Source organism: Hydrogenophaga sp., from assembly GCF_030373225.1.
Taxonomy (GTDB): domain Bacteria; phylum Pseudomonadota; class Gammaproteobacteria; order Burkholderiales; family Burkholderiaceae_C; genus Hydrogenophaga.
Genome location: NZ_JAUCZG010000003.1, coordinates 130,645 through 151,059, shown reverse-complemented (window position 1 = coordinate 151,059; position 20,415 = coordinate 130,645). Strand labels below are relative to the sequence as shown.

The window sequence follows — 20,415 nt, the reverse complement described above, 5'->3', positions numbered from 1 at the left end:
TGTTAATGACCGATGGGTTATTAATGTACTCCACCGCTCCCTCGCCGGCTGTGTCGCGGGGGTAAAGCCCCGGCAAACCGGGGGTGGGCGGCCGCGGCTCAGCCCAGCTTGATGCCCACCCGTGTGATGCGGCTGGCGTTCATTTCGCGCACGCTCACCTCGGCCTTGCCCAACTGGGCCGCATCGCCCACCACCGGCGGCCGGTGCAGTTCGTTGCGCAGCCACTGGCCAACCGAAAGGTTGGACTCGGCAGGCACCGGCAGACCGTAGAAGCCGCACAGGTCCTCCAGCGGTGTGCTGGCGTCCATCACGAAGTCGCCGAACACCAGCCTGGCGTGCTCGGTGTCATCGAGGTCGGGCAGGACCACGTGGGTTCGCCGGGCCGCCCAGGCGATGGTCGAGCCCTGCAGCAGCAGCGAGGTGAGCACCACCACGAAGGCCACATTGAAGAAGGTCTGCGCACCCTGCACGCCGGCCATCACCGGGAAGACGGCCAGCACGATGGGCACCGCGCCGCGCAGGCCCACCCAGGAAATGAAGGTGATCTCCTGCCGGTTGAAGCGAAAGGGCGCCAGGCACAGCCAGACCGAGATCGGCCGGGCCACCAGCATCAGCACCGCCGACACGCCCAGCGCGGGCCAGATGGTGCGCAGCAGCTCGGTCGGGTTGACCAGCAGGCCGAGCAACAGGAACATGCCGGCCTGCGCGAGCCAGGCGTAGCCGTCCATGGCCGAGAGCGAGGGGCGCACCTGGCGCCGTGCTCGGTTGCCGGTGATCATGCCCATGAGGTAGACCGCAAGAAAGCCCGAGCCGCCGAGCCAGGTGGTGCCGGCAAACACGGCCAGTCCACCCGAGACGATGAGCAGCGCCCGGATGCCGCCGCCACCGTCGGTGCCGCGGCCCAGGCGCTTGAGCAGGCCGGCCAGCCCGACGCCGCTGGCCAGGCCCGCCAGCGTGCCGTAGCCGAACTGCTCGAACAGCGAGCGCAGCACCTCCGGCGCGCCGATGCTCGTTGCCTCGCCCGCCATGACCGACAGCGCCACCGCGATGAAGGTGAGCGTGAGATAGACCGCCATCGGGTCGTTCATGCCGGATTCGATCTCCAGCGTGGCGGCGACCCGCTCGTTGAGCTTCACCCCGGAAGACTTGAGCAGCGAGAACACCGCCGCCGCGTCGGTGGAGCCGACGATGGAGCCCACCAGCAGGGCCAGTGGCCAGGAGAGGTCGAGCAGCGCCCAGGCCGCCGTGGCCGTGATGCCGGTGCACACCACCACGCCCAGGGTGGCCAGCAGCAGCGAGGGCTTGAGGCCGGTGCGGAAGGTGGTGAGGTCGGTGCGCAGCCCGCCGTCGAGCAGGATGACCGCCAGCGCGACGTTGCCGACCCAGAAGCTCAGGCGGAAATCGTTGAAGACAAAGCCGCCCGGACCGTCTTCACCCGCAAGGATGCCGACGGTGAGAAACACCAGCAGGAAGGAGAAGCCGGCGCGTGCCGACACCACGCCGGCGAGCACGCTCAGGAACACCAGCGCCGCGGCGCCGAGCAGGGGAAGCGTGAGGAAGTCGAGCGACAGGAACATGCCTTGAAGCTAACAGAATCCGTGCCAGCGCCCGTGGCACGGATGGCGCCTCAAGGCATCAGGAAAACGCCTGGATCCCGGTGATGGCACGGCCCAGGATGAGCGCGTGGATGTCGTGCGTGCCTTCGTAGGTGTTGACCACCTCCAGGTTCACCAGGTGGCGGGCCACGCCGAATTCGTCGCTGATGCCGTTGCCACCCATCATGTCGCGCGCCATGCGGGCGATGTCGAGCGACTTGCCGCAGCTGTTGCGCTTGAGGATGCTGGTGATCTCCACCGCTGCCGTGCCTTCGTCCTTCATGCGGCCCAGGCGCAGGCAGCCCTGCAGGCCCAGGCTGATCTCGGTGAGCATGTCGGCCAGCTTCTTCTGGATCAGCTGGTTGGCCGCCAGCGGACGGCCGAACTGGTGGCGGTCCATCACATACTGGCGGGCGCGGAAGTAGCAGTCTTCGGCCGCACCGAGCGCGCCCCAGGCGATGCCGTAGCGCGCGCTGTTGAGGCAGGTGAACGGGCCCTTGAGGCCACGCACCTCGGGGAAGGCGTTTTCTTCGGGGCAGAAGACGCCGTCCATCACGATCTCGCCGGTGATGGAGGCGCGCAGGCCGACCTTGCTGTGGATCGCCGGGGCCGACAGGCCTTTCATGCCCTTGTCGAGGATGAAGCCACGGATCGAGCCTTCGTCGTCTTTGGCCCAGACCACGAACACGTCGGCGATCGGGCTGTTGCTGATCCACATCTTGGAGCCGGAAATGCTGTAGCCGCCGGCGACCTTTCTGGCGCGCGTGACCATGCTGCCGGGGTCGGAGCCGTGGTTGGGCTCGGTCAGGCCGAAACAGCCGATCCAGTGGCCGCTGGCCAGCTTGGGCAGGTATTTCTGTTTCTGTTCCTCGGTGCCGAACTCGTTGATCGGCACCATCACCAGCGAGCTCTGCACGCTCATCATGGAGCGGTAACCCGAATCCACCCGTTCGACCTCGCGCGCCACCAGGCCATAACAGACATGGTTCAGCCCGCTGCCGCCATAGGCCTCGGGAATGGTGGGGCCGAGCAGGCCGAGTTCGCCCATCTCGCGAAAGATGGCCGGGTCGGTCTTCTCATGGCGGAAGGCCTCGGTCACCCGTGGCAGCAGCTTTTCCTGGCAATAGGCATGGGCCGCCTCGCGCACCTGGCGCTCGTCGTCGGTGAGCTGCGCGTCAAGGTGGAAGGGATCTTCCCAGCTGAAGCTGGCTTTGGCCTTGGTGGGTGAAAGCATGGTCGGTGTCTCCGTTTGTGGGTGGCAATGCATGCATTGTCTGCCCGCCATGAATACCTGTCTAATATCGAATAGGTATCCGTCCATACAGGAAAGCTATTCATGGAATTCCGCCACCTGCGTTACTTCCTGGTGCTGGCCGAGGAGTTGCACTTTGGCCGCGCAGCCCAGCGCCTGGCCATCACGCAGCCGCCGCTCTCGCTCAATATCCAGCAGCTCGAGGCTTCGGTCGGGGCGCAGCTCTTCACCCGCAACAGCCGGGGCGTTCAGCTCACGGCGGCCGGCCAGGCCTTCGTGCCGGCGGCGCGATCGCTGCTGGACCAGGCCGGGCTGGCCGCACGCGAGGCCCGCGAGGTGTCGCAGGGCATGGTGGGCAGCCTGCAGATCGGTTTCGCCGGCACCGTGCTCTACCGCGGCCTGCCGCAGATCCTGAAGCGGTTTTCGGCCGGGCACCCCAAACTGCGGCTGGTGTTGCGCGAACTGAGTTCGAGCGACCAGCTGATCGACCTCATGCACGAGCGGCTGGACATCGGCTTCGTGCACACCACGCGCGTGCCGGCGGGCTTCTCGCAGATCCTGGTGTCCAGCCAGCCTTTTGTGGCCTGCCTGCCGCAGGGGCATGCGCTGGCGCGACGCAGGAAGCTGTCGCTGGCGCGGCTGCAGGGCGAGCCGTTCGCGGTGGTGTCGCGCGCTGTCTCGCCCGATTACCACGAACGCATCCTTGGCCTGTGTGCCGACGCGGGCTTCTCGCCCGAGATCCGCTTCGAGCTGCGCCACTGGCTCAGTGTGGTCTCCATCGTGTCCCAGGGCCTGGGCTGCGCCCTGGTGCCGGCCGCGCTGCAGCAGGCCGGCCTGCCCGGCGCGGTGTTCGTGCCGCTGGATGTCCAGACGCCGGCCTATGAAACGCACTGCCTGTGGAAGACCGACAGAGACCAGGCCGCGCTGGGGGCATTCCTGGGCGCGGTGCGCGATGCCGCGCAATCGGTACAGTGAAGCGGTTTCCAGCCATCCGTTCCCGGACGGTGGATGTGTCGATCGGAAGGATGAAGGCATGAGCGACAAACAGGTGTTGGTGTTGGGTGGTGGCTGCTTCTGGTGCACCGAGTCGGTGTACGTGGGAGTCAAGGGCGTGAGCGACGTGGAGTCGGGCTACAGCAACGGCCATGTCCAGCAGCCGGGCTACGAGGCGGTGTGCAGCGGCACGACCGGGCACAACGAGGTGGTGCGGCTGGAGTACGACCCGGCGCAAATCAGCACGCGCGAAATTCTTGAGATCTTCTTCGTGATCCACGACCCGACCACGCTGAACCGCCAGGGCAATGACGTGGGCACGCAATACCGCAGCGGGATCTACTTCACCACGCCCGAGCAGCAGGCCGTGGCGCAGGACCTGATCGAGGAGCTCACGCGCGACAAGGCTTTTGGCCGGCCGATCGTGACCGAGGTGAAGCCGCTGGACAACTACTGGCCAGCCGAGGATTACCACCAGGATTTCTTTGCACGCAACCCGAACCAGGGCTACTGCATGATGGTCGCTGCACCCAAGGTGGCGAAGTTCCGCAAGACCTTTGCCCGGTTGGCCAAGACCTAACGGGCCGCCCAGAACCCGAGATGCGGCTCCAGCATCTCGGCCTCCATGGAAGCCACCGGTCCCACCACCTCCACGGACTTCTGACCCCGGGCCAACACCTCGCGACAAGGCAGGGACAGCGTGGGGTTCTCTTCATGGCTGCCGGTGAGTGCGAGCAAGGCCTCTTCACTCGCCCCGTAGACCACCCGCCCGATGTTGGCCCAGTAGATCGTGCCGGTGCACATGGCACACGGCTCGAAGGTGGTCACCAGGGTGCAGCGTGCCAGGTACTCGCCTGGCCAGTTGTCCGCCGCCGTGCGCGCCAGCGTGGACTCCGCGTGGTTCACCGTGTCGATGTTGCCCTGCTCGGCCAGCACCGTCTCGCCGTCGGGTGCGACCAGCAAGGCGCCAAACGGGTGACGGCCCATGCTGGCCGCTCGCCGCGCGACGTCGTTGGCGTGTCGCAGGTGCCGGGTGACTTGATCGTGGTTCATTCAGAGCGCAGACAGAGGCCTGGTGGGGCCTGATCGAGGAGCATGGTCAGGCGCGCGGAAGGTCAGTTCTGCGACCCGCGGTGTGCCCAGCCCGTGGTGTGCTTCTCGATCCAGCTGAACAGTTCGTACATCACCATCGCCATCGCGCCGACCACCAGCAGACCGCTGAAGGCCAGGCCCATCTGCATCGAGGAACCCGCCGAGATCAGCAGGTAGCCGATGCCCTCGTTGGAGGCCGTCATCTCCGACACCGTGGTGCCCACGAAGGCCAGCGTGATCGCCACCTTGAGCGAGCCGAAGAAGTAGGGCATGGAGCGCGGCAGGCCGACCTTGGTCAGCACGTCCCAGCGCTTGGCACCGAGCACCCGCAGAACGTCTTCGAGCTCCGGCTCCAGCGTGGCCAGCCCGGTGGCGATGTTGACCATGATGGGAAAGAAGCTGATGAGGAAGGCGGTGAGGATGGCCGGGCCCACGCCGATGCCGAACCACACCACGAGGATGGGCACGAAGGCCGCCTTGGGCAGCGCGTTGAAGGCGGTCATGAGCGGGTAGACCGCCGCATACGCCAGGCGCGAGCTGCCGATGAGAAAGCCCAGCAGCACCCCGACCACGATGGCGATGCCGAAGCCGGCCATGGTCACCCAGTAGGTGCGCCAGGCGTGGCCGAGGATGGTGGTCTTGTGCTCCAGCGTCTGTTCCCAGATGCGCGAAGGGCTGGGGAAGATGAATTCGGAGACGCCGAAGCCGCTGGTGATGACTTCCCAGACGACGATGATGGCCAGCAGGAGCAGGAAGGGCGACCAGCGCTCCATCTGTTTTTTGTTCAGGTTCATGGTGAGGTTCCGTTCACTGGTTGACCGGGGTTCGCATGGCGCCGATGTGGCCACGCAGCTCGAGCACGATGTCGGAGAACTCCTTGGTGTAGGTCACTTCCAGGTCGCGCGTGCGCGGGATCGGGATCTCGCGCTGCACCACGAAGCGACCCGGGCTCTTGCTCATGCAGTACACGGTGTCGGCGAGAAACACCGATTCGCGCAGGTCGTGCGTGACCAGGATGACGTTGAAGCGTTGCGCCTCCCAGAGATCGCGCAGCGTGCACCAGAGCTCTTCGCGGGTGAAGGCGTCGAGCGCGCCGAAGGGCTCGTCGAGCAGCAGCATCTTGGGCTCGTGCACCAGTGCGCGGCAGATGCTGGCGCGTTGCTGCATGCCGCCCGAGAGTTCCCACGGAAATTTCTTCTCCATGCCGCCCAGGCCCACGCTGGCCAGCAGTTTTTTCGCGCGCTCCTCGAACTCGCGCTTGCGGTCCTTGAACTGGCTGCGGAACGGCTCGACGATCTCCAGCGGCAGCAGCACGTTGTCCAGCGTGGTGCGCCAGGGCAGCAGCGAGGGTGCCTGGAAGGCCATGCCCGAAATCTTCAGCGGTCCGGTGACGGGCTGGCCGTCGATGCGGATCTTGCCCATGCTGGGCATCTTCAGCCCGGTGGTGAGCTTCATGAAGGTGGACTTGCCACACCCCGAGGGACCGACGATGGCGATGAACTCACCCTGCCTGACCTTGAGGTTGATGTCTTCGACGGCAAAGGTGTTCTGTGCCAGCAGATCGTCGTTGTAGGCCAGCCAGACCTGATCGAAGTCGACGAAGGGCGGAGCGCCGGGAGTGTCTTGCATGGGCTTGTCCTGAAAATCCTGAAAAAAAGGCCAGCCGCCGCAGGGTGGCTGGCCTGGGCCAGTGGCCGGGCTCGGGCCTTATTTCTTCGCGGGCGGCAGCACGTTGAGGTCGGCAGCGGCAGGCAGCATGGAGCCGTTCCAGACCTTGCCCGCGTCGACGCGGGTCTTGGTGCCGTAGGCGTCGGAGACTTGCGAGGCCATCAGCGCCAGGCGCCCGGGAACCACCTGACCGAAGCCTTCCTTGCGCGCGTCGGGGCTGGCCACCACCGCGTCGATCGCCAGCTGCAGGCGGCGCGTTTCCAGCGGCACGTTGATGATGCCGTCGCGCGCCTTCACGGTTTCGATGGCCGCAGTGGGGTTTGCCATGGCGTCTTTGGCACCCTTGGCGAAGGCGGTGAGGAAGGCCTTGATGGCGGCCGGGTTCTCGGCAATCAGCTTGGGCGAGGCGATGATGGCGTTGCCATAGAGCTTCACGCCGTTGTCGGCGTAATTCATGATGACCACGTCTTCGGCTTTCACGCCGCGCGCTTCCAGGTTGAGCAGCGAGGTGAACGAGAAACCGGTGATGGCGTCGATGTCGCCGCGCACCAGCATGGTCTCGCGCAGCGGTGGGTCCATCGAGGTCCAGGCCACGTTGCCGATGTTGTTGGCTTTCTGGAAGATCGGGAAGCCCTTGCGGCCAGCGTCGAACACCGGAGCGCCGAGTTTCTTGCCGTTGAGGTCGGCCGGCTTGGTGATGCCGCTCTTCTTGAGGGCGAGCACGGCCGCCGGCGTGTTGTTGTAGACCATCATCACGGCCACCGGCTTGTTGGGTGCGTCCGGGTTGTTGGCGTGGAACTCCATCAGTGCCGCCATGTCGGCAAAGCCCATGTCGTAGGTGCCCGAGGCCACACGGGTCACCGTGCCGCCCGAACCGTTGCCCGAGTCGATGGTGACGTCGAGCCCTGCCTGCTTGAAGTAACCCTTGGCCGCCGGCTGCAGGAACAGCGCAGCCGGGCCCTCGAAGCGCCAGTCGAGCTGGAACTTGATGGGTGTCTGGGCCGCGGCAGTGCCCATGGTGGCCAGGGTGGCGATGGCTGCGGCGGTCTGGAGGAAGTGGCGTTTGTTCATGGGTTCTCCGTTGGTGTGAGGGTTTGCAAATGGGCGTTTCGGGCGCGCTCCGGCATGTTTCTTCATCAGCAATAAGGGTGCCAGCCGTGCTTACCCTTGGAAACGGGCGCAGGGGATCGTTTTGAACACAGAATGTGTATACAGATTCTGATTTCCCGCGATCGGTGCGTCTACATGGCTTACCCTGAATTCAGTGCACCAAACTGGGGCGCACCAGCATGAGGCCACCGGGTCCGCGAAAAAGGCCCCGGAAGGGGCCTTTCGGGTGGCGCTGACGCGCTTCAATGCGCCTCGGCCTGTCGGGCAGCATGGACCGCGCCCGCGGTGTCGCCCTGGCTGCCGTTGAAGAACAGGTTGAGCGCCACCGCGCTGATGGACGCCAGCAGGATGCCCGATTCGATCAGCGGATGGATCGCGTGCGGCATCCATTGTTTGAAGTTGGGTGCCACCAGCGGAATCATGCCGAAACCGATCGACACCGCCACAACGAACAGGTTGTTGCGGTTGCCCTTGTAGTCCACACCCGCGAGGATGCGGATCCCGGTGGCGGCGACCATGCCGAACATGACAAGGCCGGCACCGCCCAGCACGAAGGTGGGCAGCGACTCGACCAGCGCCGCCATCTTGGGCAGCAGACCGAGCACGATGAGGATCACCCCGCCGGCCACGCAGACGAATCGGCTCTTCACGCCGGTGACGCCCACCAGCCCCACGTTCTGCGAGAAGCTGGTGTACGGGAAGGTGTTGAAGATGCCGCCAATGAGCGTGCCCAGGCCGTCGGTGCGCAGGCCGGCAGTGAGCGCTTTCTGGTCGATCTTGCGCTCGGTCATGTCGCCCAGCGCCAGGAACATGCCGGTGGATTCGATCATCACCACGATCATCACCAGGCTCATGGTGAGGATCAGGATGGGGTCGAAGACCGGCGTGGCGATTTCGAACGGCAGCACCAGGTCGAACCAGTGCGCCTTGCCGACCTTGTCGAAGTTCATCAGGCCGGCGGCGGTGGCGATCACGCCGCCGATGACGATGCCCAGCAGCACCGAGATGTTGGCAATGAAGCCGCGAGCGAACTTGGCGATCAGCAGGATGGACACCAGCACGACGGCGGCAATGGCGATGTGCGGCAGCTGCGCATAGGCCGGGTTGGGCACGCTGCCGACCAGGGCCACGCCCTTGGGCATGTCGGGCACCGCGCCACTGGCAGATGCCTGCTTGACCGCATCGAGCCACTGCAGGTGCTCGGGGCTGGGAACGCTGGGTGCGGTGGGACCGAAGGGGTTGCCGAAGATCCAGTTGATGCCGATGCGCATGAGGCTGATGCCGATGACCGCGATGATGGTGCCGGTGACCACCGGCGGAAAGAACCGCAGCATGCGGCTGACGACGGGCGCGATCGCGATCGACACCACACCCGCGCCGATGATGGCGCCGAAGATCAGCCCCGCGCCCTGCACGCCGGGGTTGTTGTTGGCCATGGCCACCATGGGGGCGACCGACGCGAAGGTCACGCCCATCATCACCGGCAGCTTGATGCCGAACCACTGGGTGGCGCCCAGCGACTGGATCAGCGTGACCAGGCCGCAGCAGAACAGGTCGGCCGAGATCAGCATGGCCACCTGCTCCGGGCTGAGCTTGAGCGCGCGGCCCACGATGAGCGGCACCGCGACGGCGCCGGCGTACATCACCAGCACGTGCTGCAGGCCGAGTGCCGTGAGCCGGCCTGCGGGCAGGACTTCATCGACCGGGTGAACAGGGTTGGACATGGAATGCTCCTTCAATGCATGCAAAATGTGTATACAGTTTATGTGTACGATGGGATGAAGAGCAGCTAGGGGAAACCCGCTTTCTGACCGGTGGTGCGGTCATCGGGCCATGCACGACAGCCCCGCACGACCCGGCGCCACGCGAGCCCGGGACAAGAAAAAAGGGACGCCGCAGCGTCCCTTGATGGCCGGCCTGCGACTTCAGCCGCGGGAGCCGCCTGCGGCCGCGGCGAGGGCCGTCATGTTGAGCACGCGCCGCACCGTGGCTGCCGGCGTGAGGATGTGCACCGTGTTGGCTGCACCCATCAGGATGGGGCCCACCGTGACGCCGCCGCTGGCGGTCGTTTTCATCACGTTGTAGAGGATGTTGGCCGCATCGAGGTTGGGGCAGATCAGCAGGTTGGCCGAGCCCTCGAGGGTGGTGTCGCTCAGGTAGGCCTTGCGGATCTCCGGCTGCAGCGCGGCATCGCCGTGCAGTTCGCCGTCGCACTCGATCTCGGGGTGCGCGGCCACGAACAGGTCGCGCGCCTGCGCCATCTTGCGCGCCGAGAGGCGCTTGCTCGACCCATAGCTCGAATGAGAAAGAAAGGCCACCTTGGGCGGGAGGCCGAAACGCTGGACTTCCTGCGCCGCCATCCAGGCGATTTCGGCCAGGTCTTCGGCGCTGGGCATCTCGTTGACATAGGTGTCTGCGATGAACAGCGGACCGCGGTCGGTCATCAGCGCGTTCACCGAGGCATAGAGCCTGGCACCGGCCCGTCGTCCGAGCACGTGGTCGATGCGCTCGAGGTGCGTCATGTAGCCACCCACCAGGCCGCAGATCAGCGCATCGGCATCCCCGAGCGAGACCATCAGCGAGCCGATGATGGTGTTGGAGCGCCGCACCGCGGCCTTGGCCACCTCGGGCGTGGCGCCCTCGCGCCCCATGAGCTGGTGGTAGTGCTCCCAGTACTGGCGAAAGCGCGGGTCGTCTTCGGGGTTGACGTTCTGCACGTCCTGCCCGAGCTTCATGCGCAGGCCGGCCTTGGCAATGCGGGCCTCGATCACGGCCGGGCGGCCGATCAGGATGGGCACGGCCAGCTGGTCGTCGATGGCCATCTGCGCGGCCCGCAGCGCGCGCTCGTCTTCGCCATCGGCATAGGCCACGCGCTGGCGCTCGGGTTGCGCCTTGGCGGCGTTAAAGACCGGCTGCATCAGGATGCCGGTCTGGTAGACGAAGCGGCTGAGTTCCTGCCGGTAGGCCTCCATGTCCTGGATCGGGCGTGTCGCCACGCCGGAGTCGGCTGCGGCCTGCGCCACCGCCGGGGCAATGCGCAGGATCAGGCGCGAATCGAAGGGCTTGGGAATGATGTAGTCGGGGCCGAAGCTGAGGTCTTGACCAGCATAGGCGTTGGCCACCTCTTCGCTGGTTTCGCTCTTGACCAGATCGGCGATCTGGCGCACGCAGGCCAGCTTCATTTCTTCGGTGATCCGGGTCGCGCCGCAATCGAGCGCACCCCGGAAGATGTAGGGGAAACACAGGACGTTGTTGACCTGGTTGGGATAGTCGCTGCGGCCGGTGGCGATGATGCAGTCGGGCCGCACGGCCTTGGCCAGTTCGGGCCGGATCTCCGGTTCGGGGTTGGCCAGCGCCAGCACGATCGGCCGCGGGCCCATGGTCTTCATCATGTCGGCGGTGAGCACGCCCGGCGCAGAGCAGCCCAGGAACACGTCCGCACCATTCACCGCGTCGGCCAGCGTGCGCAGCGTCGTGTTTTGCGCATAACGCGCCTTCGACTCGTCGAAGCCGCCGGGGCGGCCTTCGTACACAACGCCCTTGGAGTCACAGACAAAGATGTTCTCGCGCGCCACGCCCAGGCCGACCATCACGTCCAGGCAGGCAATGGCCGCTGCGCCCGCACCACTCACCGCGAGCCGGACCGAGCCGATGTCCTTGCCCACCAGTTCCAGGCCGTTGAGCAGGGCTGCGGCCGAAATGATCGCGGTGCCGTGCTGGTCGTCGTGGAACACCGGAATGCCCATGCGTTCGCGCAGCTTGCGCTCGATGTAGAAACACTCGGGCGCCTTGATGTCCTCGAGGTTGATGCCACCCAGCGTGGGTTCGAGCGCCGCGATGATCTCGACCAGTTTGTCGGGGTCCTTCTCGTCCAGTTCGATGTCGAACACGTCGATGCCGGCGAATTTCTTGAACAGGCAGCCCTTGCCCTCCATCACCGGCTTGCTGGCCAGCGGGCCGATGTCGCCCAGGCCGAGCACCGCCGTGCCGTTCGTGATCACGCCGACCAGGTTGCCCCGGCTGGTGTACTCGGCGGCCAGCGAAGGATCGGCCTCGATGGCCAGACAGGGGTAGGCCACACCCGGCGAGTACGCCAGCGAGAGATCGCGCTGGTTCGACAGGGGCTTGGTCGGGTGGACGGCGATCTTGCCGCGGCGCGGCAGTCGGTGGTACTCGAACGCGGCGTCGCGCAATGCTTCTTCAGCGGGTGTCATGGCTGTCTCCGGTGGCCGTTGTTGTGGATGTCATTGTGCCGATGGCCCGGGCTTTGCCCATCGGGGTTCAGCCGGGTTGAAGCAGCTCGTGCAAGGTGCGTGCGATCACCTTGGTCGCCCCGCGAAGGTCTTCGAGCACCAGGTGTTCGTCGGCGCGCTTGGCGTTCGATTCGCGCACGGTTCGCGGGCCTGCGCCATAGATCACGCCGGGGATGCCGCGCTCCACATACAGGCGCACATCGGTGTAGAGCGGTGTGCCGATCGCCGGGATGGGCTCGCCGAAGACGGCTTGCCCGTGGCGCTGGATCGCCTGCACCAGCGGGCGGTTGCCCGGCAGCGGTTTCATGGCGCGGGCCAGCAGCAGGCGGCGCACGTCCACCTTCAGTGCCCGGCCGCCGCGGGGCGGCTCGAAGCTGGCGGCAGCCGTTGCGATGGTCTGGCGCAGCGAGGCTTCGACCTCGGCCGGGTCTTCCTCCGGGATCATGCGCCGGTCGATCTTGAGCACCACCTTGCCGGGAATCACGTTGGTGTTGGTGCCGCCGCTGATCTGGCCCACGTTGAGGTACGGGTGGGTGATGCCCTCGACGCTGGAGGACACCTGGAGGTAATCGCGGTTGAGCGCATAGAGTGCATTGAGGATGTGTGTGGCGCCCTGCAGCGCGTCGGTGCCGCTGTCGGGAATCGCCGCGTGCGCCATGTCGCCGTGCACCGTCACCTCGAGCTGCAGGCAGCCGTTGTGCGCCACCACGACCTGGTAGCTGAAGCCGGCGGCGATCATCAGGTCGGGCCGGGTGATGCCCTTGTTGAGCAGCCAGTCCGGGCCGACCTCGCCGCCGTATTCCTCGTCGTAGGTCACATGCAGTTCGACGCCACCGGCGAGCTTCGCGTTCAGCGATTCGAGGGCCCGGATGGCGAAGGTGAAGCTGGCGATGTCGCACTTGCTCACCGCGGTGGCGCGGCCGTAGATCTTGCCGTCGACGATCTCGCCGCCGTAGGGGTCGTGCGTCCAGCCCTCGCCGGGTGGCACCACATCGCCGTGGGCGTTGAGCGCGATCGTCTTGCCCGGGCCGTACGGACGGCGCACGATCAGGTTGGTGATGCTTTGCAGGCCGGCGGCCTGCACCTCGTTCGCCGGCACGGCGTGCTTCTCGGCGTTCAGGCCCATCGCGGCCAGCAGCTCGGCCGTGCGCTCGGCATGCGGCGCGTTGTTGCCGGGCGGTGTGTCGGTGGGCACGCGCACGAGCTCCTGCAGGAAGCGAACCTCCTCATCGAAGTGGGCGTCGATCCAGGCATCGAGTTGGGAATCAAGGGTCATGATTGGTGAGGGCTTCGACAAGCTCGGCCCGAACGGAGGAGGTTGCAATGGAGGGTGGTGGCCGTTCGCCCTGAGCCTGTCGAAGGGCTCACTGCGACGGTGGTGTTTCAGCGGTGTTCGGTGGCGAGTTGGTCGAGCAGGTGCGAGAAGGCGTCCACACACAGCTCGATGTCGTCGCTGGTGGTGGACTCGAGCGGGTTGTGGCTGATGCCGCTGTTGAGGCCGCGCACAAACAGCATGGCCTGGGGCATCCGTTCGTGCAGCTTCATCGCGTCATGGCCGGCGCCGCTGGGCATGCGGTGCAGCGGCACACCGAGTGCCGCCACGGCGCGTTCCCAGCGCAGCTGCCACGCAGGCGCACTGGGGGCAGCGGACGCACGCATGGTTTCCTCCAGGCTCAGGCCGATGCCCCGGCGCTCGCAGATGGCACGCAGCTGCGCCAGGATGTCGCGCTCGAGCGCGTCGCGCTGTGCATCGGAGGGTGCGCGCAGGTCCAGCGAAAAACGGCAGCGTCCGGGCACCACGTTGATCGATCCGCCCGGCACCTGCAGCATGCCGATGGTGGCCACCGAGTCGCCGTCGGCGCCGGCCCGCTGTTCGGCAAAGAGCGCGAGCTCGGCCACGGCGCTGGCCGCATCGCGGCGGCGGTTCATCGGGGTGGTGCCGGCGTGGCTGGCCATGCCGATGGCTTCGCACTGGTAACGCACGCTGGCGTTGATGGATGTGACCACGCCCAGCGGCAGGTCCATTTCGTTGAGCACCGGTCCCTGCTCGATGTGGACCTCGACGAAGCCGAGGTAGCGCGACGGGTCGCGCTGAAGGGCGTTGATCGCGCTCAGTGTGGCGGGCAGACCGGCGTGCTGCATGGCCTCGCGCATGGTCACGCCCTCGGCGTCCTGCTGGTCGAGCCAGGCCGGGTTGAAGTGGCCGGTGAGCGCACCCGAGCCGAGGAAGGTGGCCTTGTAACGCTGGCCTTCCTCTTCGGAAAAACCCACGACTTCGATCGCAAACGGCAGGCGCCGGCCCGCTTCGTGCAGTCGCTTCACGCAGGCCATGGGCACGAAGATGCCCAGGCGTCCGTCGTACTTGCCGCCGTTGCGCACGGTGTCGAAGTGGCTGCCGGTGAGCAGCGTCCTGACTCCTCCTGCCGCTTGCGGAAGAGGGCTGGGGAAAGGGCTGGCGCCGTAGACACCCACCACGTTCCCGACAGCATCGATCTTCACCTCATCAAACCCGCATGCCTTCATGCGTTCCACCAGATCGGCCGCACACGCCCGGTGCGCATCGGTGAGGTAGGTCACGGTGAGTTCACCGCGTTCCGCGAATCCGGGATCGCTGTGACGCGCCAGGTCTTCGTGCCAGTCCCACACCGCGTTGCCCAGCCGTGGCTCGAAGCCGAACTTGTCGTTCAGGCGGATCTCGGCAATGCGGTGGATGTTGCGCAGGCACTCGTTTCGTTCGAAGTCGCTCGGGTTGCCGAGGCGCCGCTCGAAGGTGGCAATGATCTCCCGCTTGGACAGGCCGGTGCCGCGCGGACCGCGCACGGCCAGAATGAAAGGAAAGCCGAACTTCGCGTTGTACTGCGCGTTGAGGTGCTGGATGTGGTCGAACTCCGCAGGGGTGCAGTCGGTGAGGCCGGCCCGGGTCTGTTCGTGGGTGGACTCGGCGGTCAGCGACCGGCTCACCATGGCCTTGCCGGCGAGCTCCGGGTGGGCGCGGATGAGGGCCAGCTGGGCGTCCACACCGGCGTTGGCCAGCACCGTCACCATGGCGTGCTTGAGCGCGGACAGCGAGACAAAGGGGCGCTGTGCAAGCGCCTGCTCGGCGATCCACGGGGAATGTTCGTACAGGCCGTCCAGCAGGCGCAGTGCCTCCTCGGGCGCGGCGGTGTTGAGTTGTTGCAGGGTGAGGGTCATGGGTCAGGCAGGGGCCGGGTGGTGTTGGCGCCAATGGCGTGCGATGTCGACGCGCCGCGCCACCCACACCCGATCGTGTTGTGCGATGTGGTCCAGGAAACGCTGCAGCGCGGTGATGCGGCCGGGCCGGCCCAGCAGGCGGCAGTGCATGCCGATGCTCATCATCTTCGGCCGGTCCAGGCCGGCGGGGTCACCCTCGGCATAGAGCGCGTCGAAGCTGTCCCTGAGGTATTCGAAGAACGGATCGGCGTGCGAAAACCCCTGGGGCAGTGCAAAGCGCATGTCGTTGCAGTCCATGGTGTAGGGCACGATCAATTGCTGCTGGTCGCTGCCGTCGGTCTTGCGCACCTTCATCCAGAAGGGCAGGTCGTCGCCGTAGTAGTCGCTGTCGTATTCAAAGCCGCCGTGGTCGGCCACCAGCCGGCGCGTGTTGGGGCTGTCGCGCCCGGTGTACCAGCCCAGCGGACGGCTGCCCGTCAGCGCTTCAATGAGCTTCATGGCCTGTGCGAGGTGATCGCGCTCGGTGGACTCATCAACGCTCTGGTAGCTGATCCACTTGAGGCCGTGGCACGCGATCTCGTGGCCGAGTGCCTGAAAGGCCGCCGTCACATCGGGGCAGCGCTGCAATGCGGTGGCCACGCCGAAGACGGTGAGCGGCAGGCCCCGCTGCTCGAATTCGCGCAGGATGCGCCACACACCGGCGCGCGACCCGTACTCGTAGATGCCTTCCATGCTCATGTGCCGCGCCGGGTAGGCCGGCGGATTGAACATCTCGGAGAGGAACTGCTCGGACCCGTCGTCGCCGTGCAGCACGCTGTTCTCGCCGCCTTCTTCGAAGTTCAGCACGAACTGCACCGCAATGCGCGCACCGTCGGGCCAGCGGGCATGCGGCACATCGCGGCCATGGCCGGCCAGGTCGCGGGGGTAGGAAGCGGTGGAATCGTAAAGAGACATGAGATGGAGCGAGATGGAATCAACCGGAAATGCAGTGCTGCCGGCTCTGCCGGGCCGCAGGCATTGCTCCTGGCGGAGTGATGCGGCAACACGCGGTGCGCAGGCAACGGGGAAGAATCATGAAAGTGCCATCGAGATGTCGTTCGTGGGCAGCTTGCGGTCGAAGGTCAGGTTTTCCTCGACATGCAGCAGGTGCTCGTTCATCAGGCGCACTGCCAGCTCTTCGTCCCGTGCGGCCAGCGCCTTCACGATGTCGGCGTGCTCGTCGTTGGAGTGCTCTGCGGCCTGGTTCGTCTGGTACATCAGCGTGATCAGGGCGCAGCGCGAGATCAGGTCGCGCAGCAGGTCGGCCAGCACCTGGTTGCCCATGAGTTCGGCCATGCGAACGTGGAAGTCGCCCAGCAGCTCGGTGCGCCCGGCCACGTCTTCGTTGTGCACCGCGAGCTTTTCCTGCGCCACATGTTCGCGCAGCGCCTTGATCTTGGCGTGGGTCACGTTCTTCACGAATGCGCGCGTCATTTCTGCTTCCAGCATGCGCCGCACGGCGAACACCTGCTGCGCCTCTTCCACCGATGGCGCCGCCACGAAAGCGCCGCGCGCGGGCTCCAGGCGGATCAGCCGGTTCTGCGACAACTGGAACAGCGCCTGGCGCACCAGGGTGCGCGACACCCCGAAATGGTCGGCGAGTTTCTGCTCGGCCAGTTTGGTGCCCGGGTGCAGCCGGTGTTCGACGATGGCCCGCGTGAGCGACTCGACGATGTGAAGGGTGCTGGAGGTTTCCATCGCCGCATCATATCCAAAAAAGGCAAAAAGTGTATACACTTTCAGTCGACTGCCAACCACTTCAAGGATGACGATGGGCCTGAGTACACACGTTCTGGACACCATGCACGGTTGCCCCGCCGCGGGCATGCAGGTGGAGTTGCACACCACACAAGGCGACCAGGCCACCCTGGTCAAACGCTTTGTGCTGAACCAGGACGGACGCAATCCCGACGGACCCCTGTACGACAACGCGGGCCTGAAGGTCGGCACCTACCGGCTGGTGTTCGATGTGAAGGGTTACTTCGCGGCCAGGGGCGTGAGCTTGCCCGAGCCGAATTTTCTCAACCGGGTGTCGCTGGACTTCGGTGTGGCGCACACCGATCAGCACTACCACGTGCCACTGCTGGTGAGCCCGTGGAGCTATTCCACGTACCGGGGCAGTTGACCCGGCATCGCTGCAGCCAAAGAGCGTGCCCGAACCCGGAATGCGGCGGAACCGGCTTTGCCGGGCCGCACCGCGTTGCCCCCTTGAGGGGGTGACGCCTCAGTCGGCACGGGGGTGCTATTTGCTTCGTTGCCCTTCAGTCAGCGTGTCGAGCTGGAAATTGCCGCTCTTGTCCCACAGCCAGACATCGGTGTAGGTGACGCTTCCCAGGCGCACCGGCGCCGGAAACGGCGCGGCGGCGCGCACCGTGCGCTCGATCTCGCGCATCACGTCGGGCACGTGGCTCGGCGCACGCATCCAGCTCACGTTGCGCACATGGCCGCGGTGATCCACTTCCACCTGCAGCACGCCGACCGCATGCATCAGCGGCGGCATCTGGCCCTTGTAGATGCGATGGCTGTTGCGCTCATAGATGTGGCGCGCACCGTCCTTGCGGTAATCCATGGGCGACACCGCATGGGAAATGAAGGCTGGCGGGGGCAATTCGGAAACAGGTGGGGGAGCAGGAGCAGGAGCGGGTGCCGGTGCCGGAGCTGGCGGTGGTGGCGGGGGGGGTGGGGGTGGAGGGGCGGCACAGGAGGCGAGCAGGGCCGCACTCAGGACGCCGATCCAGGCCCAGGACGCGCGGCCGGCGCGGGTGGTGGAAACAGCGGCATCGGGGCGGGAAGCCGGTTGCGGTGCGGGTTCGATGTCTCTCATGGGGTGGGCCTGTTTGAACGGATCGGATCCCGTTCCGGCCATGTGGGCGCATACGAACGGGTGGATGGCGGGTATTGTGGATCGGCTGTGGCGTTTCGCACAGTACGGTCGATACTGCTGTGCCGCAGCCTCCTTACTTCTGCATACACATTCTTTGACGTCGACGCCACACATGCCCCGCGAGCTTGAAACCTTTCTGCTGCATCTGGCGCAGGGCCCGGCCGTTCTCATCACCGTTGAGCAATCGCGCGGCTCCGTTCCTCGCGAAGCCGGTGCCTGGATGGCGGTCTTTGCCGACGCGACGTGTGGTGAAGTGGGCACGATCGGCGGCGGTCATCTGGAGTGGAAAGCAACACAACAGGCGCGCGCAGCGCTGGATCGATGGTCCCTGCCGCCCCACGATCCGCCACAGGCGTGGCGGGAACGCGTCGCACTCGGGCCGAGCCTGGGCCAGTGTTGCGGCGGCGACCTGGTGCTGCATTTCGAACCGGTGGATGCTGCCCAGGCGGCCTCGCTGCGGGTTCGACTGCAGCCCGCGCACACGCCGCTGGCACTGTTCGGGGGGGGCCATGTGGGACGGGCGATCGTGCAGGCGCTGGGGCCTCTGCCGTTCGACGTGCGCTGGATCGACAGTCGCGATGGTGTGTTTGCACCAGACCTGCCGCCGCAGGTGTTCACCGAACAGTCCGACCCGGTGCAAGCCGCCGTGCGCGACGTGCCCGCTGGTGCCTGCGTGCTGATCATGAGCTTCTCGCATGCAGAGGACCTCGATGTCGTGGCGGCCTGCCTCCAGCGTCAGCGTTCGAGCAGGGACCTGGCCTTCATCGGCCTGATCGGCAGCCGGAGCAAGTGGGCCACCTTTGCCCGTCGGCTGGTCGAGCGTGGTTTCACCGCGGAAGAGTTGCAGGGCGTGACCTGTCCGATCGGGCTGCCGGGCATCGACGGCAAGGAGCCGGCGGTGATCGCCGCCTCGGTGGTGGCGCAGTTGTTGCTTGTCGTGGAAGCCGGTGCAAAGGCCGCCAGGCCGGCTTGATTGTCTTCAAAATCTGTATACACTTTGCCGATCCGGTCGCAGCGGAGCGGGTGGGCGTGAGCCCAGCCTGTCGCGGCCCTCAGACGACTCAGAGCGCCCGCGGTGGTGAGTCGCAAGTGATGTCCTTGCCTTGAGGTGCCATGGAAACCTACCTGCTCGATTGGGCCAACCTGCTGCTGCGCTGGCTCCATGTGATCGTGGCGATTGCCTGGATCGGCTCCTCCTTCTATTTCGTGTTCCTCGACAGCAGCCTCACGCCGCCGCAAGACGAACAACTCAAGAAAGACGGTGTGAGCGGCGAACTCTGGGCCGTGCACGGCGGTGGCTTCTATCACCCGGTGAAGTTCGCGGTCTCACCGCCCAGACTGCCCGAGCACCTGCACTGGTTCTACTGGGAGAGTTATTCCACCTGGCTGTCGGGCTTTGCGCTGTTCCTCATCTCCTACCTCTGGAGCCCGAGCGTCTATCTGATCGACCCCAATGTGTTCGCCTGGAGTCCGCCCGCCGCGATTGCCGGTGCGCTGGCTTTCCTGGTGGTGTTCTGGTTGCTGTACGACGCGATCTGCCGCACGCTGGGCCAGCGTGAGAACGGCGACGCCAAGGTGGGCGCGCTGGTTCTCGTGCTGGTGTGCGTGGCGGCGTGGCTGGCCACACAGTTGTTCGCGGGTCGTGCCGCCTTTCTGCTCATGGGCGCGATGATCGCCACCGCCATGAGCGCCAACGTGTTCTTCTGGATCATCCCCGGCCAGCGCACGGTGGTGGCCGACCTGAAGGCCGGCCGCCCGGTCGACCCGATCCACGGCAAGCGCGGCAAGCAGCGCAGCGTGCACAACACCTATTTCACCCTGCCGGTGCTGTTTGCCATGCTGAGCAACCACTACAGCTTCACCTACAACCACCCGCAGAACTGGTTGATCCTGATCGGCATGATGTTCGCGGGCGCGGCGATCCGGCAGTTTTTCGTGATGCGCCATGGCTTCAAGCTGGGCCGCAACGCACACCCCTGGCCCTACGCGGCAGCCGGCGCGGTGGTGCTGCTCGCGCTGATCGTCTGGCTCAGGCCCGCCCCGGTGCAGGCGGTGTCGGTGCCCGAGAGCGTGAGCTATGCACAGCTCAAGCCGGTGATCGAGCAGCGCTGCGTGATGTGCCACGGCGAGGCCTTGCAGTCGAAAAACGTGCGGCTCGATTCCGCGCCAGCGGTCCAGCAGCATGCGCTGGCGGTCTACCAGCAGGTGGTGGTCTCGAAATTGATGCCCATGAACAATGCCACCGGACTCACGGAAGAAGAGCGAGCCCTGTTCGCGCAGTGGTTCAAGGGGGGGTCGAGGGTGGACTGACGCATGGGCGAGGAGCGTCGGGGGGAA

18 protein-coding genes are annotated in these 20,415 nt (G+C 66.0%); 5 read left to right on the top strand and 13 right to left on the bottom strand.

Features of this window, described 5'->3' with window-relative positions:
* Positions 1–98: 98 nt before the first annotated feature.
* Positions 99–1,577: a potassium/proton antiporter gene (locus tag QUV35_RS02935; protein ID WP_300870721.1), complete on the bottom strand. Its 1,479-nt coding sequence runs from the start codon at positions 1,575–1,577 to the stop codon at positions 99–101.
* Between the two features lie 58 nt (positions 1,578–1,635).
* The gene (locus QUV35_RS02930; protein ID WP_300870719.1) at positions 1,636–2,829 is read right to left on the bottom strand and encodes an acyl-CoA dehydrogenase; all 1,194 of its coding nucleotides are present in this window, start codon (positions 2,827–2,829) and stop codon (positions 1,636–1,638) included.
* A gap of 102 nt (positions 2,830–2,931) precedes the next feature.
* On the opposite strand from QUV35_RS02930, the gene QUV35_RS02925 reads away from it, so the two are divergent.
* Both QUV35_RS02925 and msrA read left to right on the top strand, forming a co-directional pair.
* Entirely contained in the window at positions 2,932–3,822 is an 891-nt protein-coding gene (locus QUV35_RS02925; RefSeq protein ID WP_300870717.1) for a LysR family transcriptional regulator, read from the top strand.
* A gap of 58 nt (positions 3,823–3,880) precedes the next feature.
* Entirely contained in the window at positions 3,881–4,420 is a 540-nt protein-coding gene (gene msrA, locus QUV35_RS02920) for a peptide-methionine (S)-S-oxide reductase MsrA (protein WP_300870715.1), read from the top strand.
* Here msrA and QUV35_RS02915 read toward each other — a convergent pair.
* The 10 genes from QUV35_RS02915 to QUV35_RS02870 form a co-directional block, all read right to left on the bottom strand.
* Positions 4,417–4,893, bottom strand: coding sequence for a nucleoside deaminase (locus QUV35_RS02915; protein ID WP_300870713.1), 477 nt, complete (start codon positions 4,891–4,893; stop codon positions 4,417–4,419). The two genes, msrA and QUV35_RS02915, sit on opposite strands and share 4 nt — an antisense overlap.
* Before the next feature lie 62 nt (positions 4,894–4,955).
* On the bottom strand, positions 4,956–5,726 hold the full coding sequence (locus tag QUV35_RS02910) for an ABC transporter permease (RefSeq protein ID WP_300870711.1): 771 nt from the start codon (positions 5,724–5,726) through the stop codon (positions 4,956–4,958).
* A gap of 13 nt (positions 5,727–5,739) precedes the next feature.
* The gene (locus QUV35_RS02905; protein WP_300870709.1) at positions 5,740–6,561 is read right to left on the bottom strand and encodes an ABC transporter ATP-binding protein; all 822 of its coding nucleotides are present in this window, start codon (positions 6,559–6,561) and stop codon (positions 5,740–5,742) included.
* Positions 6,562–6,639: 78 nt separating this feature from the next.
* A complete protein-coding gene (locus tag QUV35_RS02900) occupies positions 6,640–7,671 on the bottom strand; it encodes an ABC transporter substrate-binding protein (RefSeq protein ID WP_300870707.1) in 1,032 nt (343 codons plus the stop codon).
* A gap of 281 nt (positions 7,672–7,952) precedes the next feature.
* On the bottom strand, positions 7,953–9,434 hold the full coding sequence (locus QUV35_RS02895) for a nucleobase:cation symporter-2 family protein (protein WP_300870706.1): 1,482 nt from the start codon (positions 9,432–9,434) through the stop codon (positions 7,953–7,955).
* Between the two features lie 201 nt (positions 9,435–9,635).
* On the bottom strand, positions 9,636–11,924 hold the full coding sequence (locus QUV35_RS02890; protein ID WP_300870704.1) for an NADP-dependent malic enzyme: 2,289 nt from the start codon (positions 11,922–11,924) through the stop codon (positions 9,636–9,638).
* 67 nt (positions 11,925–11,991) lie between these two features.
* Positions 11,992–13,239 (bottom strand): M20/M25/M40 family metallo-hydrolase, encoded by a 1,248-nt coding sequence (locus QUV35_RS02885; protein WP_300870703.1) that lies wholly within the window; start codon positions 13,237–13,239, stop codon positions 11,992–11,994.
* 107 nt (positions 13,240–13,346) lie between these two features.
* Positions 13,347–15,155, bottom strand: coding sequence for a 2-oxo-4-hydroxy-4-carboxy-5-ureidoimidazoline decarboxylase (gene uraD / locus QUV35_RS02880; protein ID WP_300870701.1), 1,809 nt, complete (start codon positions 15,153–15,155; stop codon positions 13,347–13,349).
* Between the two features lie 3 nt (positions 15,156–15,158).
* A complete protein-coding gene (puuE, locus tag QUV35_RS02875) occupies positions 15,159–16,109 on the bottom strand; it encodes an allantoinase PuuE (protein WP_300870699.1) in 951 nt (316 codons plus the stop codon).
* A gap of 117 nt (positions 16,110–16,226) precedes the next feature.
* Positions 16,227–16,892, bottom strand: a complete 666-nt coding sequence (locus QUV35_RS02870) for a GntR family transcriptional regulator (RefSeq protein ID WP_300870697.1) — start codon at positions 16,890–16,892, stop codon at positions 16,227–16,229.
* A 73-nt stretch (positions 16,893–16,965) separates the two neighbouring features.
* On the opposite strand from QUV35_RS02870, the gene uraH reads away from it, so the two are divergent.
* Entirely contained in the window at positions 16,966–17,319 is a 354-nt protein-coding gene (uraH, locus tag QUV35_RS02865) for a hydroxyisourate hydrolase (protein WP_300870694.1), read from the top strand.
* A 117-nt stretch (positions 17,320–17,436) separates the two neighbouring features.
* Here uraH and QUV35_RS18875 read toward each other — a convergent pair whose 3' ends face one another.
* Complete coding sequence (locus tag QUV35_RS18875) at positions 17,437–17,763, bottom strand: hypothetical protein (protein WP_366945388.1); 327 nt, start codon at positions 17,761–17,763, stop codon at positions 17,437–17,439.
* A gap of 427 nt (positions 17,764–18,190) precedes the next feature.
* Between QUV35_RS18875 and xdhC the strand changes: the two genes are divergently transcribed.
* Both xdhC and QUV35_RS02850 read left to right on the top strand, forming a co-directional pair.
* Positions 18,191–19,051: a xanthine dehydrogenase accessory protein XdhC gene (xdhC, locus tag QUV35_RS02855; protein WP_300870691.1), complete on the top strand. Its 861-nt coding sequence runs from the start codon at positions 18,191–18,193 to the stop codon at positions 19,049–19,051.
* Between the two features lie 140 nt (positions 19,052–19,191).
* Complete coding sequence (locus tag QUV35_RS02850; RefSeq protein ID WP_300870690.1) at positions 19,192–20,388, top strand: urate hydroxylase PuuD; 1,197 nt, start codon at positions 19,192–19,194, stop codon at positions 20,386–20,388.
* Positions 20,389–20,415 lie beyond the last annotated feature (27 nt).

Excerpts from the sequence above, each read along its gene's own strand:
- QUV35_RS02915 (WP_300870713.1), bottom strand. The coding sequence starts at position 4,893 with ATGAACCACGATCAAGTCACCCGGCACCTGCGACACGCCAACGACGTC.
- QUV35_RS02935 (WP_300870721.1), bottom strand. The coding sequence starts at position 1,577 with ATGTTCCTGTCGCTCGACTTCCTCACGCTTCCCCTGCTCGGCGCCGCG.
- QUV35_RS02930 (WP_300870719.1), bottom strand. The coding sequence starts at position 2,829 with ATGCTTTCACCCACCAAGGCCAAAGCCAGCTTCAGCTGGGAAGATCCC.
- QUV35_RS02910 (WP_300870711.1), bottom strand. The coding sequence starts at position 5,726 with ATGAACCTGAACAAAAAACAGATGGAGCGCTGGTCGCCCTTCCTGCTC.
- QUV35_RS18875 (WP_366945388.1), bottom strand. The coding sequence starts at position 17,763 with ATGGATTACCGCAAGGACGGTGCGCGCCACATCTATGAGCGCAACAGC.
- QUV35_RS02905 (WP_300870709.1), bottom strand. The coding sequence starts at position 6,561 with ATGCAAGACACTCCCGGCGCTCCGCCCTTCGTCGACTTCGATCAGGTC.
- QUV35_RS02900 (WP_300870707.1), bottom strand. The coding sequence starts at position 7,671 with ATGAACAAACGCCACTTCCTCCAGACCGCCGCAGCCATCGCCACCCTG.
- uraH (WP_300870694.1), top strand. The coding sequence starts at position 16,966 with ATGGGCCTGAGTACACACGTTCTGGACACCATGCACGGTTGCCCCGCC.
- QUV35_RS02850 (WP_300870690.1), top strand. The coding sequence starts at position 19,192 with ATGGAAACCTACCTGCTCGATTGGGCCAACCTGCTGCTGCGCTGGCTC.
- QUV35_RS02925 (WP_300870717.1), top strand. The coding sequence starts at position 2,932 with ATGGAATTCCGCCACCTGCGTTACTTCCTGGTGCTGGCCGAGGAGTTG.
- QUV35_RS02870 (WP_300870697.1), bottom strand. The coding sequence starts at position 16,892 with ATGGAAACCTCCAGCACCCTTCACATCGTCGAGTCGCTCACGCGGGCC.
- puuE (WP_300870699.1), bottom strand. The coding sequence starts at position 16,109 with ATGTCTCTTTACGATTCCACCGCTTCCTACCCCCGCGACCTGGCCGGC.
- xdhC (WP_300870691.1), top strand. The coding sequence starts at position 18,191 with ATGCCCCGCGAGCTTGAAACCTTTCTGCTGCATCTGGCGCAGGGCCCG.
- msrA (WP_300870715.1), top strand. The coding sequence starts at position 3,881 with ATGAGCGACAAACAGGTGTTGGTGTTGGGTGGTGGCTGCTTCTGGTGC.
- QUV35_RS02895 (WP_300870706.1), bottom strand. The coding sequence starts at position 9,434 with ATGTCCAACCCTGTTCACCCGGTCGATGAAGTCCTGCCCGCAGGCCGG.
- QUV35_RS02890 (WP_300870704.1), bottom strand. The coding sequence starts at position 11,924 with ATGACACCCGCTGAAGAAGCATTGCGCGACGCCGCGTTCGAGTACCAC.
- QUV35_RS02885 (WP_300870703.1), bottom strand. The coding sequence starts at position 13,239 with ATGACCCTTGATTCCCAACTCGATGCCTGGATCGACGCCCACTTCGAT.
- uraD (WP_300870701.1), bottom strand. The coding sequence starts at position 15,155 with ATGACCCTCACCCTGCAACAACTCAACACCGCCGCGCCCGAGGAGGCA.